Genomic DNA, 15,834 nt, shown 5'->3' on the forward strand with positions numbered 1-15,834 from the left:
ACCCGCGGGTCCGCCCTTACTTCCACTGATCGCGAGGCAGAATCTGGAACTTCCCGTCCTTCACGACCACCATCACGAAGTCGGTGTAGTTGAAGCCCAGATGGTCATCCGGGCTGAGGTTGAAGATCCCGTGGGTGCCCGGGAGGTTGCGCAAGCCCTCCAGAGCCTCGCGGACCTTGGCTCGCTGCTCGGCCAGGGAGAGGCCATCGGGCAGCGTCTTCAGGGCCGCGATCGCCCACTGCAGGGCATCATAAGCGTGGCCGGCGAAGGTGCTGATGGGCTCGCCCTTCGTGAAGTCCTGGTAGGCCTTCACGAAATCCAGGTTGAGCTGCTTCACCGGGTCCGTGTCCGGCAGCTGGTCAGCGACCAGGATCTTGCCACAGGGCATCACCGTGCCTTCAGCGGCCGCCCCAGCGTTCTTGACCAAGTCCGGGCTGCAGGAGCCGTGGCCGTGGACAATGCGGATCTCGGGCAGGGCGTCCCGCACCGCCACGTTCACCAGGGCGGAGGCGGGCGGGATGGAGCCGATGACCACCGCCTGGCACCCGCTGGCCTTCACCTTCTCCACCTGCGGGAACTCCGTGGCGGTGCGCTCAAAGGCATCCCCGTAGACGATCTCGATGCCGGCCTGCGGGAAGACAGCCTGGGCGCTGGCGAAGGTGTCTTGCCCGTAAGCGGTGTTCTCGTAGAGATGACAGACCTTCGTTATCCCCACCGCCTTCAGGTAGTCTGCCTGCATCTGGGCCGAGTGGAGGTTCTCTGGGACTGGCTTGAAGATCCATTCGCGCATCTTCTTGGTCTCGGGGTCCTCGATAATTGCGCGGGCAGAGGCCATGGAGATCATGGGCACCTTCGCCTCGGTGGCGATGGGGACCATGGCCAGGCTGGGCCCGCTGAGGGTGCCGGCCACCAGGACCACTACGCCCTCCTGCTCGATCAGGCGCCGGGCCACGCTGGCCGCCGTGTCGTTCTTGCTCTCGTCATCGAAGATGAGGATCTGCACCTCGTGACGGACCCCGTCCGGCCCCACGATGCCGCCCTGGGCCTTGAGCTGCTCCTGGACCATCTGAGCGACGTTGCGCTCCGGGATGCCCAGGCTGGCCCCGGGGCCGGTAATGGAGGCGATGAAGCCGATCTTATAGGGGGAGCCGACCTTCGGAGCCGGCGTGGGGGTGGGCGGCGCAGCGGGCGCAACCGTTGGCGTGGCGGCCGGTGGAGCGGGAGTGGGGGTGGGCGCCGCACAGGCCGCCAGCAGCACCGCAACCAGAGCGACGACGGAACCGATCCGCAAACGACCCATAGGCCCCTCCTCTCCTCCAGGATATGGGACCGGCCGCCCCGCCGGGCAGGCCCCGGTCCTTCCCCGAAGGGCAACCGGCCAGGCGGATAGCAAACGTTCGTTCTTCCGCCTTTTGCTAATTTTTATAATCCGCCTGATCGAAAATGTCAAGGGAGATGGCCCCGCGCTCGGAGACCCTGGGATCGGCCTCCGGGCTATAATGGGGAAAGACCGACGGGGAGGGATGCGTGCGCACGCCGTATGGGGCGGAATGCCCCTTCTACTATGCGGATTACTACCGCGGACGGGAGACGCAGGCCTGCCGCCTGATCGAGCGGACCCTCAGCGGAGGCGCATGGAAGCCTTTCCTCTGCGCGACGTGTCCGGTTCCGCGGATCGTCCAGGCCAACGCCTGTCCGCATCTGGCCTTAGAGGCCCGGGTGACGAAGACCTGGCTCGGCCTCCGCGAGCAGGTGCGGGTCTACGCGGTCTGTACGCTGCGCCTGGTAGAGGTCGAGCGGCCCGAGATCGGCTGCGGCGAGTGCCATCTCCATCGCTCCCTCCCGCCCGGTTCGGTCTGTCAGTAAACAAGGTGCAAAGCTGAAGCCCCTCCCACAAAAAGACCGATGTTTGATAGGAGCGGCTTCAGTCGCGACCTTGCGGGATCGAGAACATGGGGGTTGAGGTTGGAGGAGCCGCTTCCGCCACAACCCTCGCGTCATCGAAGACCAAAGTTCGGGGCTAAAGCCCCTCCTACCCAAGATCGATTTGTGTAGGAGCGGCTTCAGTCGCGACCCTTCGCATCATCGAAGACGGAGGTTCGGGGCTAAAGCCCCTCTTACAAAAAGACCGGAGGTTTAGGGTTGAAGCCCCCTTCGAAAAGCGAGCGGTGGCCTCATGGAGGGCAACAGTTCGGGTCGAAAGCCCTATAAGCAAGAAGGTCAATGACCATAGGCACGGCTTGCGCCGCGCGGGATCACAACAGCGCTCAGCCCAAATAGGAGATCCCGTCGAATCCGTAGAGATCCGCGTGAGCTCCGGGCGCCCATCAACGCTCCCTGCGCGGATCCTCATCTTGCCGGCGCGGAGGGATCGTGAAAAGCGGGAGAGCGATCCTCCTGATCGGACTCCTGGGGATTGGGATGGGCCTGGGGGCAGGGTTTCTCCTGGGCCGCTATGTGTGGCCGGTCCGCTATGTGGATGTAGCCCCTGTGGATCTCCGCTCAGAGTGGCAGGCGGAGTATGTGCGGATGGTGGCCCTGGCATACATCCGGGAACAGGATCCAACCCTCGCCCGGGCCCGCTTGGCCCTCCTCGGGGATCCCGTGGCGGTGCTGCGCGGGATGCTCACCGCGGGCTCGCCTCCCCTGTCGCCCGCCGCCCGCGCGGCCATCGCGGAGCTGCTCCGGGCGCTGGAAGGCACCGGTCTGCAGGTGCCTGCTGGAGGTTCGCCATGAGGAGCCGGATCCCCCTGGTCTTCGCGTTGAGCTTCCTGATCGGCCTGGGTGGAGGGCTTCTGCTGGCCTGGGAGATCTTTCCACCGCCTCCGGGAAACGCCACGCCGGCGGACCTGGCCCCCGCCTATCAGGACCTGTGGATCGTCCTCGCCGCCCAGGCGGATCTCGTGGAGGGAGACGTAACGGCCTCTCGCCGGCGCCTGGAGGCCCTGGGGCTGCCGGATCTGCCGGAACGGGTGCGGGCGCTGGCGGAGCGGGGCCTATTTGAGAACTGGCCCCTTTCCACCGTCCAAGCCCTGGCGCGCCTCGCCCAGGCCCTGGGGGCGCGCTCCCCTGCTCTCGTGGTGATCCTGGCCACACCGGTTCCCACCCGCCTCCCGCCGTCCCCTACCCTGATCCCAACCGCCACGCCTTCTCCGACCCCGTCCCCTTCCCCTTCGCCCTCGCCCACGCCCCTGCCCTCCCCCTCACCTGCTCCCACGGAGCAGGCAACCGTCACGCCCCCCGCGCCGAACGGGCCGGCGCTCCTCGAATCCCAGGCGCGTTGCGAGACCACACCGCTTCTCCGGATCTACGTCTTCGACTCCGAGGGACGGCCCCGCGCAGGGGTCCGCCTGTGGGTGAGCGGGCCGCAGGGAACAGAGACATTGCTCACCGGCCTGAAGCCGGGAATGGGGGAAGGCTACGCCGACGTGCAGATGACGCCGCAGGGGACCTACCGGCTCGGGGTGGAGCGACCGGAGCCCGCTGTGGTGGAGCTGACCGCCCACCCGTGCGCCGAAGTCGCCGGCCAAGCCGGGTGGACCGGATGGGAGGTTCGGGTGCGCCTGCCGTAGCCATTTGAGGTGCGGCTTCCCTGCCGGATGGCTATCAGTGAGGAAAAGCGATGAGAGATCCCGGAGGACATCGAGAGAGAAACGCGCTGCAAGCGGTGCGACGAGCCCTCCGGGCCTCCTCCCCGGAGGCGGCCCTCTGGTGGACGGCGCAGGCCTACCGGGCCGCCCCCACCCACCCGGCCGTCCGGGCCTTGGTGCGGCGGATCCGGCGTCGATATCCGAACGCGCGGGGACATCGGCCCATCCACTGGTTCCGCATCGCACTGGCTGGCTATGCCCTTCTGACTCTCAGCGCCCTGATCGTGATCCTCTACGGTCTGCGGCTGCGCAACCCGCTGGAGCCTCCGGCAACTGTGGATCCCTCCGTGGCGATCGCGGTATCAGAGGAAACCGGGATGTCAGAGACGCGCTGGGGAGAAGAACCCGCCCCAGAAATTGCGACGCCGTCCCCTGCCCTCGCAAGTCCGACGCCGACCGCCACCCTTGTTCCCCCAACGCCAACCGCGCACGCTTCGCCCGCGGCCTCGCCGACGCGGCGGCCGGTGCCCACCGCAACGCCCCGGCCGCGCCCGACGGCCTCTCCCACCCTCATGCCCGGTCCACCCTTCCCCGGGCGCTGGATCCTGGTGGATCTCAGCGATCAGGAGCTCATCGCCTACGAAGGGGAGACGCCGATCCTGCGGACGAAGGTCTCCACCGGGCGGGCCCGCACGCCCACGGTGGTAGGGGTCTTCCGCATCTATCTCAAGCTGCAGTCGCGGACGATGCGGGGCCCGGACTACCACCTGCCGAACGTTCCCTACGTGATGTATTTCTACAAAGGCTATGCTCTGCACGGCACCTATTGGCACAACAACTTCGGCCGGCCGATGAGCCACGGCTGCGTCAATCTGCCCACGCCGATCGCGGCGCAGCTGTATCAGTGGGCGGACATCGGGACGCCGGTGGTGGTGCAGCCGTGAGGGCTTCGGAGCGGGGAGCCATCCAGGCAGGTGGTTCCAGGAACGGCGTCTCCTCCCAGAAGACGCGCCACGCCTCCCATCCCATCCGCATCAGGAGGCGCTCCGCCTCCGAACGGGCCACAGGGGTCCATCGCCGGCGGAGGGCCATGGCCAGCAGCCGGAGGTCATCCCGACCCCAGCGTCGCGATCCCTGTAGGGCGCGCCGCCCCCAGCGGCGGGCCTCCGCGACATCGCCCCGGGCGCGCGCCGCCAGGGCGAGGACCAGAGCCGCCCGCGGGCCCTCGAAGCCGTCGCCGGCGATGGGCCAAAGGGTCTTCAGCCGATCGATCCAGCGCGCGCAAGCCGTTGGATCCCCGGTCCGCAGATAGATCCGGGCCGCCCCCGCGGCCATCCAGAGGGCGGCATCGAGATCCCGCTCCGCTTCCGCCCTCCGATAAAGGGCCTCGATCTCCTCCTCCCAGGCCGGGGAAGGCCCCTCCGCCCACCCGCGGAACAGCGTCCAGTTCCCACGGATCCGAACGCCGAGGAGGCCGCAGCGCTCATCCTCTTCGAGGAGCGCCCACGCCGTCTCCAGAGACCGGAGGGCCCCCGGGTAGTCCCCCAGATGGCGTAGCGCCACCGCCAGGCCGTTCAGCGTGGCGGCCCGATGGACGGCCGGGGCGTCCTCGGGCAGCTGCGCAAGGGCGGTCTGGAGATGCCCGCGGGCAGCCGGGAACCAGCCCCGGCGCAGCGCCGTCAGCCCCCGCAGCCGTCGCAACAGGGCGCGGTGAAGGGGATCCAGGGGAAGAGCGACCTCCGCGGCGGCGAGGAGCCGTTCGGCGGCGGCCGGGCGCCCCCGCTGGAGCTCCAGATAGCTCAGGCAGGCGACGGCCTCCGCCCGACGCGTTGGATCCCCCATGCGGCGGGCGAGGCGGAGCATCGCCCGCAGGTTGGCCGCTTGGCGGGCCCGATCCCCCTCGAAATCCGCAACGGCATCCACGGCGCACCGCGCCCGCCAGGCCCACTCCACCGGCGTGTGTGGAGTCAACAACGCCAGGGCCGCCACCGCCCAGGGGGCCGCCTCCCGGTAAGCGCCGCGGGCCAGGGCCTCCTCCGCCGTTTGCACCAGGCCCTCCAGGAGGGCCTGACGGAGAGGCTCCACGGGGAAGGCAGGCGCCTCCCAGGCGAGCGTTTCCAAGGCTTGTAGCAAGCGACCCAGCGGGGCCGGCGGACGGATCCGCCATGGAGGCGCGAACGCGACGTCCAGATCCATGGGGACCCCTTGGGATCGGCAGGCCCATTGATACCGTTGCCCGATGCGGCGCGCCGCTTCAAGGTCCCCGCGCGCCTCCGCCTGGCGGATCAGGAAGCGGACGACCTCCGCGCGGGTGGGCTCCTCCCGGAACAGGCGCTCCGCCCAGCGTTCCGCCTCCGGCAGGTCGCCCATCTTCTCTGCCAGGCGCCACAGGCGGGCGAGGGCTTCCAGGAATTGCTCGCGCAGCGCCTGTCGCCAGCCGACCACCCACGGGGCTTCCCAGTCCGGGAGCAGGTCTCCGGTGTAGAGGGCGACGGCGGCCTCCAGGGCCGCCCGGGCCTGCAACGGAGGAGCCCCTCGCGCCCGCTGTAGGAGCCCCGCGAAGGCGTGGACGTCCGTCCACCACGGCGTCGAAGGGGCGAAGGCGATGCGGGCCCGGTCGACCCGCAGGGGGAACCGGAGCCCGCGGAACAGGCGGCGAAGGCGATAGAGGGCCGCGCGCAGGGCGCCCTGAGCCTGCTCCGGCGCGAGATCCGGCCACAACGTCTCCGCCAGGGCGGACCGGGAGAACGCGCGGAAGGGGTGGAGGGCCAGGAACGCGAGGAGCGCCCCCGTGCGGGGCTGCCGGGCCAGCTCCGGAAGCGGGCGGCCCCGGCCCTCCACCTCCAGGCCCCCGAACAGACAAAGACGCAGGGCCGGGCGGGCGAAGACCGGCCCGCCGGCCTCATCGAAAGCGGAAGGGATCATCTCCCACCTCCCCTCCCCCTGGGTCCACGCCATTCTCCAAAACTTCACGGAGAATTCTAACACACCGGGGCCGGGTTTTGTCACGATCTTATCACGATCGGCACGGAGAATCGGAAGAGAGACCCCCCACCACAAGGCGGCTCACGGGGTATTTCATATGGGAAGCAACAACGAGGAGGATCAGGTGGTCGTCGGGATCGCGGAGCCCTGCCCCCTGCGTCGGGAAGCCCTCCGGAGGGCGCTGCGGGCGTTGGGATGCCCGGACCTTCGGGAGTTGCCGCTTCCGCTGGCCGGCCCGGGATGGCGCGAGGGGGAAGAGGACCTCGAGGTGGTGCTCCTGGCCTTCCGGGTGCCGGCCGGCAACGGGCTGGGCCTCTACGCCGCCCTCCGACGCGCCCACCGGCCCGTGCGGGGCGTGGTCCTGGTGGAGGATCCGGGTCCGCCCCACTGGGGGCTGGCTGGGCGGCTGGGCCTTGCGGTGCTGGCCTATTCCGAGGCCGCCGGGGAAGTCCTTCGCCGGGCGGTGCGGGGGCAGTGGGCGATGTCCCCGGCGGCCCGGAGCGCCGGGGCGGCGTGGTGGGCGGGATGGGGTGCCCGCTGGGAGGGGTTGAGCCGGATGCAGCGGGCCATCGCCTGGGGATCGCCCGCGGCTGGAGCGACCCGGAGATCGCCCAGGCCCTCTCGATCCGCCGGAGCGCGCTGCGCACCCACCTCCGACGCCTGTTCGCCCGCCTGGGACTCCCCGGCCGACAGGCCCTGCGGGCGTGGCTGCGAGCCGGGGGGCTGGAGGACCCGGCGGTGGCAGCCGGGCTTCGGGGGGAAGCGCCCTGGCCGCCCGTGGCAGGGGATCCCGATGGCCGTGCGATGTCCCCCCTTTTGGAGGACACCGCCCGAATTTGTCCTCCTTTTTGGAGGACCACGGCTTCCGCTGGCTGGATAGGATGAAAACCGAAAGCCGACCCGCGAGCGGAGGGGAAGCGAGGAGCGAACGATGGCTACTCTACGATGCGGATGCTCGGTGTGCGCCGCCCTGGCCCGGGAGGTGGAAGCCCGCAACCACGGATGGCTGAAAACGCACTCACTGCGATATCATGAGTAGCTCAATGATAGAAAAACATGAATGAGTTCACTGCAAAAATGGTAAGGTTCTGATCCGAGTATGTTCGCGCAAACGGGTGAATTCTAGTATAATTTTGGAAAACCCTACCGGAGGAGAACGGAATGTTCCGAAAGAACACCCGTCACCGGCAAATCCCTCTGACCCGCCCCGTGGATGAACGGCCCGCTCCCCTGCAAGAGCGATGGCAGAACTCCTGGGCGGAGACCTTCTATCGGGACTTCTTTTGCCGCCTGGACGAGCAACCCTTTGCCGTCCTCTATGCGGACCAGCCCTCCCGCCCCAACGTGCCGGTGAATGTTCGGGTCGGCCTGGAGTTTCGGAAAGCCGCCAACGGCTGGACCGACAAGGGGACGAGGAGATGTACAACGAGTTCTGCTATAACGTCCAGGTGCGCTAGGCCCTGGGGTGCCCTCATCCGGGCGAAGGGCGCTTTGACCTGCGCACCCTTTACTACTTCCGCGAGCGGCTGGCCCGCCATATGCAGGAGACGGGTGAGAACCTGCCGGAGCAGGCCTTTGAGCCGGTCACCGATGAACAACTGGGGGCGTTCTCCCGCAAGACCGGCCAGCAGCGAATGGATCGCACCCGGCTGGCTTCCAACATCCGCCAGATGGGACGGGTGCAACGGCTGGTGACCGTCTTGCAGCGGGTCTGGCGGATGCTCTCGGAAGAGGACCAGCCGCGCTATGCCGACCTCTTCGCCCCCTATCTGAAGGGGCACGCCGGGCAATATGTCTATCGGCTGAAGAAAGAAGACCTGCCCATCCACCTGCAGCGCATCGGCGAGGAGATGCGCCGCCTGCTGACGGAATTGGAGGCGGTCTACGGCGATCCGCCCACCTATCACGTCCTGGCGCGGGTCTTCGCCGAGCATTTCCGCCTGGAACCGGAAGGACTGCAGGTCAAGGAGGCCGGCGAACGGAGCGCCAGCAATCTGCCGTCGCCGGATGACCTGGAAGCGACCTATCGGGAGAAACGGGGGCAGGGCCATCGCGGCTATGTAGTCAACCTGGCCGAGACCTGCGATCCCGAGAACCCGGTGCAATGGATCACCCAGGTGCAGGTGGCACCGAACACCACGGACGACAGCGCCCTGCTGGCCGAGGCCCTCCCCGACCTGAAAGCCCGCCCCGGGGTGGATACGGTCTTCACCGATGGCAGTTATGGGAGTCCCAAGAATGATGCCCTGCTGGCGGAACATCAGGTCACCTTGATCCAGACGGCGATTCGGGGCCGGCCGCAGGATCCGGAGCGGTTCTACCGGGAGGATTTCCGAGTCCAGGCGGATGCATCGGGCCAGCCGGAGCAGGTCACCTGCCCGAAGTGGGGAGTCGGCCCGGGTGAGCGCCTCTCTTTCGGGCGAGGCCTTTCTGGCGGTCTTTGGGCCAGTCTGCGCCACCTGTGCCGGGCGGGATTGTTGCCTGGTGGCCCAGCGGAAACGGTCGGGAGCGTGGGTCTTGCGCTTCACGACCGAAGCGTTGCAGCGGGCGGAGCGTCGGCGTCGGTCCCGCCAGCATCGGGAGAGTGGGCGGAACCTGCGGGCGGCGGTGGAATCCACGGTGCGCGGTGTGAAACATCCCTTTGCGGGAGGGAAAGCCCCGGTGCGGGGCCGCTTCCGGGTGACCTGTATGGTCATTGGGTCAGCGGCGGTGGTCAATGTCGGGCGGTTGCACCGCTTCTGGCAGGCCAGCGTGCGGCTACTGCAGGCGAAAAGGGGGCCGGAGGGAGGGCAGAAGCGGCAGCCAGGACGGGTGGAACCGCCGGGGTGTTCTTCTGTGTTTTCTTTCGTCAGGGCGATTCGGGCGCTGCGATGGCGATTCCTGGCCCTCCAGCCGTTTCAACGCCCGGCATTGGGTTGGTAAAGTTCGGACTTTTTGCAGAGGACTCATAACCTTAATGCCAACTTCATCAAAGGAGGTGCAAAATGCGCGAGCCATATATTATCGCCTTGATGGTTATAATTCTCGTGCTGACAGTCGCTCCACCGGAGACTGTGGGGTCAATCTCATTAGAACAAAATGTTGATCAAATCGATAAAGCGCTAATGAATTTGACCCCTTATGTCCGCTTTGCTGATGACGGGATCGCAGTCTTTGATATGAACTCTGCTAAACAAGCTGGTTTCTCGGAATCCGTCATCCTTTTAGCAGAGGAGATGGTAGCCTTCCACAATGAGTTAGTCAAGGTAGCATCCCTTGAAAAAGTGACAGATGTACGAATGATACCAGTAGCTCTCGATCGGTATCCAAGGTTGCGAGAATTGTTTGAGCGGGCTTCTCGTGAAGCCTATTTCCGCCAGGAGTCTAATAATGGCGCCGTCCCCCTCGGACTTCACGCTTGTGGGACTTACAGCAATCCTGTGCCCAACTACACACCGCCTCGATCCACATTCGGTCCGTATGCTGATCCAGCAGGGACCCTGATTAGTTGGGGGTTTCATCACACGGCGTGGTATGCCTGTGGGCAGTTACCCCCATACGACTGTCCCAACGACTTTACCAGGGACAGGGGATATTACGGGCCATATGGCTATTGTTGGTCACCCTGTTTCCGCGATCAAGGACGTACCACGAGTGGAAGCTCATATTTTACCATCCAATATGGAGAACCTAATCCTGAGGTTTACAAGAGCTCATGGCCTTCGTGGTGGCCATATTGGTATTGGGACACATATGTTTTCTGGTGGCACTTGACATATTAGATTGGCACAGATGGCACCGAGGGCATTTGAATCGCTCTAGGTGCTCTGTATTCAAGAGCACCTAGAGCATCTCTACGGAGGTTGAGAAAAATGAATAGAACATCGATTAAAGTTTTCTTACACATCGTAGCTGTTTATCTCCTGATAGGCTTTGCTTACGCAGTTTATGTTCAGATCAAAGCGGACCCGAATGACCCACCACCTATGCCAGTATGGGCTCCAGGACTTTCAGTAGGTGAGCGATTAGGAGCTTTCTTACTTGGTTTCGTCCTCCCAGGGCTTTTTTGGCCATTCTTCCTTCCTCCTACCCTGTGGTGGTGTTTATTCAAGAATGCCTGTTGAATGGGACGGGTAAGCAGGGTTTTCTTTGAAGCAGGCTAACACACGCTTGCTAAGAAATAGCCCCGGCTGGTGTCAGGGTAAGCCGAGGCGCGCGGCCTTGCGTTGCAGGTGGCGAAGTTCGCGTTCGCAGAATTGTCGGGTATACTCTTCGGCGCTGATTTGCTGGTACTCTATCTTGTTCTTTTTGGTACACGCGGGCGATCTTGTGGGCGGTGGCGACTTGGGCCCGGGCCGGGCCGACCCGCGCTTTGAGGCGGCGATAGAAGGCGCCAAAGGCACAGTGGCTGCGAGCCACCGAGGCCGCGGCCTGCAGGAACGCCTGCCGGGCGCGACTGTGGCTCTTGCCGGTCGAGGAACGGATGATCTCCTGGTGTCCCCTGACCACTGTCTCCATCGGCCCTATAATTGTGGACCGAATATAGAGTGAGGAGGTTCCCAATGGGCCGCAAGAAACAGATAGACACCAGTATGTATTTTGTCCCCATACCGACTGCCCCAATCACGGTAAAGTGGGGCCTGGCAACCAGATTGTGGGTGCCGGCCGAACTCATCTCAAAACCCTGGGTGGGTAGTATCCTCGATCTTGGGGAGCCTGATCCCGGAGGGAGGCGATGGCGTTTCGGGAGCGGAGCGAGGAGCAATGGGCGTTCCTTCCACCCCTGCTTCCTCCCAAGGCCAGGACCGGGAGGCCCCGGGCTGATGATCGCCGGATCATCCACGGGATCTTATCGGTGCGGATCACGGGTTGTCGCTGGCCGGATCGGCCTCGGCGATAGGGGGCGTATCCAACGGCGTGGAGAGGACCCCAAGAACTTCCAGAGAAGGGGGTGTGGGAGAAGATCTTTCGGGGGCTTTGGGATGGGGGCGATGCCGAGGGGAAGGTGGCGGTGGAGGGGGTGGGGGTGGATTCCACGATGATCGAAGCGAAAAAAGGGGGGAAGCGGTGGGGAGAGAGGGACATCCGCGACGGAAAGGGACGAAAGGGCATGTTGGGGTGAATCGAAGAGGGCTTCCGCTGGGCGTGGCATGGGGGCCTGGGAATGAACATGATAGTCAGAAGTTGAAGGCTTTGCGGGAAGGGGTGCGGCTTCGGCAGCGGGGGAGGGGGAGGCCGAGGACGCGGCCCCGGGTGGTCTATGGGGATGGGGCCTATGATTCGGAGGCGATCCGGGCGGCTTTGCGGCGACGGGGGATTCGCGCCGGCATCCGAGAGAACCCGCGGGGGAGGAAGAAGGCCCAGAAGGGGAGGCCTCGTTGCTTCGATGAAAAAGCGGATCCCACGATCCGGAGGAGCGTGGCGCGGTTCTTGGCGTGGCGGAAGGGAGGGTTTCGGCGGCTTTCCTTAAAGACACGAGCGACTTCTCTCCACGTTTCAAGGCTTCGTCTACCTTGCCTGCCCCCTCATCGCTTGGAGAGTTTTGAGATGAGTTCTCTGCGTGTGGAAATCATCGATGGCTCCTCTTAAGCGCGACATGGATGGATAACTCCGGAAGCCATCCGATTTCAGGATGGTATTGGGTCCCATCTATGTGCAATCCAAGTGACTTTTGTGTGGCTTATCGAAGCGATCAGGATTTCTATCTGTGGGGAACAACTATTTATGGGGATTTTTATAGTCGAACATATTTTGGGATGGGATGTTTTCCTAATGTGGGTCCGGCACGTGGTCTCCGTGTTTATCCCTAACAGACCGAGGAGGTGGATATGCACAAGGGACGATGGCTTCTTTTGGTGGGGATCGGGTTGTTGCTGAGCGTAGGGCGCGGGGCGGCTCCCTCCAATCCATCGGCTCCCATCCGGCTCACAGCCGCCCTGGCAAAGATCACCATCCCCATGGCCTCCCCGCTTCTATGGGCTCCGATCCCCTCGGATCGAAAAGGGGACTCTACCCCTATCGTCTGGGTGAACGGCCAGCCGATTCCTTACGAGGCCTGGGCGTTCGCCGTCGAGCCAATGCACGCGGCAGGGGTTCCCAATCCCGCAGGCGAGGCCCTCGCCCTGCTGATCCAGAACACGCTCATACAGCAGGAAGCCCAACGGCAGGGAATGCGCGCTCGTCCAGAGGAGGTGGAAGCCGCTCTCGCCCATATGTTTGCAGCCGCGGAGCAGAGTCCAGAGGCGAAGGCGCTGCTCCAAACCCTGGCCCAGCGGCAGGGACTCCGACCGAAGGATCCCGCGTTTCGGGCGATGATGGCGCAGGCGCTGGAACGAAGCCTGCCGGTGGCGAAACTCAACGAGGTGCTCCTTCGAGAGAGCGGCGGCGACCCCTGCGCGGCGCATCGACGGCGGGTTGCCCTGTTGAAGGAGCTCTGGAGCCGGGCGGAGATCCGGCTGGCCCCCCAAGGGGAGGCGCTGGGCCTGCAGGTGCCCCCACCGGAGGAGCTGCCGGAGGTTCGCAATCCGCCGCCGGGCTGCGAGGCCTCCCGGTGAGGCGGAAGCCCCCCTCCGCCGAGATGACCTTTCCCGCGCCGAGTCAGCACTCGGGTCCATGCCCTGCAGCGCTTCCAGAACCACCCGGATCTTCAAGCCCTGGGGCTGGCCGTGCCACAAGAGGATGGAGAGTTCCCGATCGTCGTCGCCCACGAACTGGCCGATGGCAACACCTTGCTGGCGGCAGGCTGGGTTCAGAAACCGAACGAAGTGGTGGTGACGTATGCCTTCGCCAGGGGAAGGCACTGCGCATTCAGAGCGAAGTGCTGCAGATCGTTGCGGATTCGGATCGGGCCCGGCTGGCGGGGCGGAGCGTGAACGGGCGGGTCACCGCGGGGACCCAGGCGGGGGCAGGAGCCGGCGTCCAGCCGATGAGCCACTGCGCCGGATGCATCAACTGCTGGACCGGACCGTGGGAGACCGATTGCCAATCTTGCGCCTCATGGAACTACACCTGCCTGTGGAATTGCTGTGGTTGGCCATGTGGCACAAGCTGCGCAATGTGCGTGATTCGACGAGATCCTTTAGCCTGTGCGATCTGCGTTGCATGCATTGTCGTCCATTGCCCGCTGTGCGCTTCCGGGTGCTGCCTTCAGTGGGTTCATGACTGCTGCGCATGTGGTCCTTGTCCTGGACCATAAATGGCCCCAGGAGGTTCCGATGTCCTTTCGCCTGACGGCTCGAAGTCCAGGATGGCGCATGGCTCTGTTGCTTGGGATCTGGGGGAGCGCGCTGGCCTATGCCTTCCTCGGCCCAACAGGAGATAAAGTGCTGGAAAGCGCAGCAATCGTAGCGCTGGCTGCCCATACGCTGGCGTGGGACGCTCCGGGACGTCGGGTCCGACTCCCGTTGGCTCTGCACCTCGGGATCCCTCTGGGGCTCCTCATCTTGGCGGGAGCGCGGGCTCCCAACTGGATCGCTCTGCCCCCCTGGCTGCAGATGGTGGATGGCTTCTGGGTGGTTGCAGCCCTTGCGACCTACGGGGTCAGCCTTCTGGCGCGCGTTCGCCTCAGGCCCCTGAAGTGATCGACCAAAAGCTGTGTGTGGACACATAGCTCCGTGAGATCTGGCCACGCATCGGCTGTCCGGCCGGCGCCTCCAGAGCTGAGGGGGAGCGGGTGTGGGTCTTCACGGATCTCTCGATGCGGGCGCGTCTCGTGCAGGTCCTGGGCCCGGTGCGGGCCCTGCGGGTGGCCCAGGCGGTGGCCCGGATGGGAGGCCCCGTGCTCGGGGTGGATTGGGGAAGGCGAGATTTCCTCCGCCGGGCTGGAGGAGCCCTGCTCGGCCTTCTGGCGCTACGAAACCTAAGGGCTCCGCTTCGCTCTGGGACAGCTAGGCCCCCCATCCCTTCCCAATCCCGGCCGCCCTCCCGCCGACGGGTGCCACGGGGGGAACCGATCGATGAAGCGCTCTTCCGCCGGGCCCAGGCCCAATTCCGCCCGGAGCGCTGGAACGCCGAACCCGACTGGAACGAAGTGTGGCTGTATACTTCCGAGCAGGGTTCTGCTCTGGTCACACCACTATCGACATCCGGCCTATCGCATCGCTTCCTGACCGCCCCAGTCCGCGGGGAGGAGATCCTAGCCCTGTATGTGGCAGAGATCGAATGGCGAGGGGGATCTACAACCAGCGCTCGGATGCGGCTGTATGACCTACGAGCGAAAGTGTTATTGGACGCTGAACTTGAGAATGGCCGGGCGCGCCGCCAAGCACCGGTTCAGTCCTCCAAGGCACCGGGTCATGCCAAGGACGTGGCACGCTCAAAGCAGGATGTCTGCTGCAACTGGCTGGCACTGAATTTCTGCATTGATGCGGCCACAATTGAGTGCGTGGGTTGTTGTTTCACAAACCCCGCGCTATTTGCTGCCTGGTTAGCCGCCGGAACCGCAGCCTGCTTTGCTGCCAACTGCTGGTTCTGTTAAGGCGAGAGGAGGCACATTATGGACCAGGCCTCGATTCCCCTTCCCTTGCGGTGGAGTCTTCTCTTGCTGAGCCTCACTCTGGGCGGGATGCTCCTTATGAACGGACTGGCCCTCGGCATCCCGTGGCTTCCTGTGTTCAGTCTGGCAACCTTCCTGCTGGCGGCGGTTTTCCTTCGATATGGCAATACGCGGATCAGCACCGGCGTGGGGCTGGCCCTGCTGCTGGCCGGATACATCGGGATGCTAATCGGCGGGCTGCTCCGACAGTTCCAGACGCCGCTGGAAACCGTGGCCATCTTGAGTGTGGGAGTGATGGTCCTGGGCCTGTGGGCGGACTGCCGCAAGCGATCCCCATGATCCGCTATGCTGGCAGGCGGAAAACATAGGACCTTCCCCCACTTGGAAGAAACAAAGAAGGAGGGGAAGCCGTGACAAGGAGGATGAAAAACGCGGCGTGGATCCTGGGGATGGCGGTTCTGGGGCTCTGGGGCGCCTGCCAGCCCCTACGATCCTCCCCGCCCGCTTCCCCTTCCACTCCGAGGGGAACCCTTCCGCCGGCGACCTCCCCCACCGTTTCGCCGGGCGTCTCCGGCGCAGGGGGCGCGCCGGCCTGCCGCTTGGAGAGGTGGCGATGCGACGGATCGGGCGTTGGGTCATCGGGATCGGATGGATGCTGATCCTGGGGTGTCGGGCGGGAACGCCCGCGCCGATCCCAACGGGTCCCCCACCCTTCGTGCTCCCCTCCCGCCTTCCCCGACGCCAACCTGCCCGAGCGGGGCCGAGGCATCCGCCGCGCCCTCATTC

14 protein-coding genes are annotated in these 15,834 nt (G+C 65.2%); 11 read left to right on the plus strand and 3 right to left on the minus strand.

What is annotated here, in order from left to right; all coding sequences use genetic code 11:
* Positions 1 to 16: 16 nt before the first annotated feature.
* Complete coding sequence (locus CFB18_RS13720) at positions 17 to 1,300, minus strand: ABC transporter substrate-binding protein (RefSeq protein ID WP_088572364.1); 1,284 nt, start codon at positions 1,298 to 1,300, stop codon at positions 17 to 19.
* 227 nt (positions 1,301 to 1,527) lie between these two features.
* Between CFB18_RS13720 and CFB18_RS13725 the strand changes: the two genes are divergently transcribed.
* From CFB18_RS13725 to CFB18_RS15695, 4 genes are all read left to right on the plus strand, one after another.
* Positions 1,528 to 1,866, plus strand: a complete 339-nt coding sequence (locus tag CFB18_RS13725; protein ID WP_088572365.1) for a hypothetical protein — start codon at positions 1,528 to 1,530, stop codon at positions 1,864 to 1,866.
* 507 nt (positions 1,867 to 2,373) lie between these two features.
* The gene (locus tag CFB18_RS13730; RefSeq protein ID WP_088572366.1) at positions 2,374 to 2,736 is read left to right on the plus strand and encodes a hypothetical protein; all 363 of its coding nucleotides are present in this window, start codon (positions 2,374 to 2,376) and stop codon (positions 2,734 to 2,736) included.
* The gene (locus tag CFB18_RS13735) at positions 2,733 to 3,572 is read left to right on the plus strand and encodes a hypothetical protein (RefSeq protein WP_088572367.1); all 840 of its coding nucleotides are present in this window, start codon (positions 2,733 to 2,735) and stop codon (positions 3,570 to 3,572) included. The genes CFB18_RS13730 and CFB18_RS13735 overlap by 4 nt, the downstream gene beginning before the upstream one ends.
* 50 nt (positions 3,573 to 3,622) lie before the next feature.
* Positions 3,623 to 4,534, plus strand: a complete 912-nt coding sequence (locus CFB18_RS15695; RefSeq protein ID WP_200808232.1) for a L,D-transpeptidase — start codon at positions 3,623 to 3,625, stop codon at positions 4,532 to 4,534.
* On the opposite strand, the gene CFB18_RS13745 is transcribed toward CFB18_RS15695, so the two are convergent.
* Positions 4,458 to 6,515, minus strand: coding sequence for an AfsR/SARP family transcriptional regulator (locus CFB18_RS13745; protein ID WP_159461770.1), 2,058 nt, complete (start codon positions 6,513 to 6,515; stop codon positions 4,458 to 4,460). The two genes, CFB18_RS15695 and CFB18_RS13745, sit on opposite strands and share 77 nt — an antisense overlap.
* A 184-nt stretch (positions 6,516 to 6,699) precedes the next feature.
* Between CFB18_RS13745 and CFB18_RS13750 the strand changes: the two genes are divergently transcribed.
* On the plus strand, positions 6,700 to 7,455 hold the full coding sequence (locus CFB18_RS13750) for a hypothetical protein (protein ID WP_143597627.1): 756 nt from the start codon (positions 6,700 to 6,702) through the stop codon (positions 7,453 to 7,455).
* A 436-nt stretch (positions 7,456 to 7,891) separates the two neighbouring features.
* Here CFB18_RS13750 and CFB18_RS16635 read toward each other — a convergent pair whose 3' ends face one another.
* Positions 7,892 to 8,836 (minus strand): hypothetical protein, encoded by a 945-nt coding sequence (locus CFB18_RS16635; protein WP_088572370.1) that lies wholly within the window; start codon positions 8,834 to 8,836, stop codon positions 7,892 to 7,894.
* An 85-nt stretch (positions 8,837 to 8,921) separates the two neighbouring features.
* Between CFB18_RS16635 and CFB18_RS16640 the strand changes: the two genes are divergently transcribed.
* The 6 genes from CFB18_RS16640 to CFB18_RS13785 all read left to right on the plus strand — a co-directional run bounded on the left by CFB18_RS16640 (position 8,922) and on the right by CFB18_RS13785 (position 15,387).
* On the plus strand, positions 8,922 to 9,497 hold the full coding sequence (locus CFB18_RS16640) for a transposase (protein ID WP_088572371.1): 576 nt from the start codon (positions 8,922 to 8,924) through the stop codon (positions 9,495 to 9,497).
* 1,792 nt (positions 9,498 to 11,289) lie between these two features.
* A complete protein-coding gene (locus CFB18_RS16645; RefSeq protein WP_088572372.1) occupies positions 11,290 to 11,454 on the plus strand; it encodes a transposase in 165 nt (54 codons plus the stop codon).
* Positions 11,455 to 11,621: 167 nt separating this feature from the next.
* Positions 11,622 to 12,143 (plus strand): transposase, encoded by a 522-nt coding sequence (locus CFB18_RS16650; protein WP_407084019.1) that lies wholly within the window; start codon positions 11,622 to 11,624, stop codon positions 12,141 to 12,143.
* Positions 12,144 to 12,382: 239 nt separating this feature from the next.
* On the plus strand, positions 12,383 to 13,108 hold the full coding sequence (locus CFB18_RS13775) for a SurA N-terminal domain-containing protein (RefSeq protein WP_088572374.1): 726 nt from the start codon (positions 12,383 to 12,385) through the stop codon (positions 13,106 to 13,108).
* Between the two features lie 660 nt (positions 13,109 to 13,768).
* Positions 13,769 to 14,134: a hypothetical protein gene (locus CFB18_RS13780; protein WP_088572375.1), complete on the plus strand. Its 366-nt coding sequence runs from the start codon at positions 13,769 to 13,771 to the stop codon at positions 14,132 to 14,134.
* Between the two features lie 914 nt (positions 14,135 to 15,048).
* The gene (locus CFB18_RS13785) at positions 15,049 to 15,387 is read left to right on the plus strand and encodes a hypothetical protein (RefSeq protein ID WP_088572376.1); all 339 of its coding nucleotides are present in this window, start codon (positions 15,049 to 15,051) and stop codon (positions 15,385 to 15,387) included.
* Positions 15,388 to 15,834: the final 447 nt, after the last annotated feature.

The sequence above is a fragment of the Thermoflexus hugenholtzii JAD2 genome, from assembly GCF_900187885.1.
Classification (GTDB): domain Bacteria; phylum Chloroflexota; class Anaerolineae; order Thermoflexales; family Thermoflexaceae; genus Thermoflexus; species Thermoflexus hugenholtzii.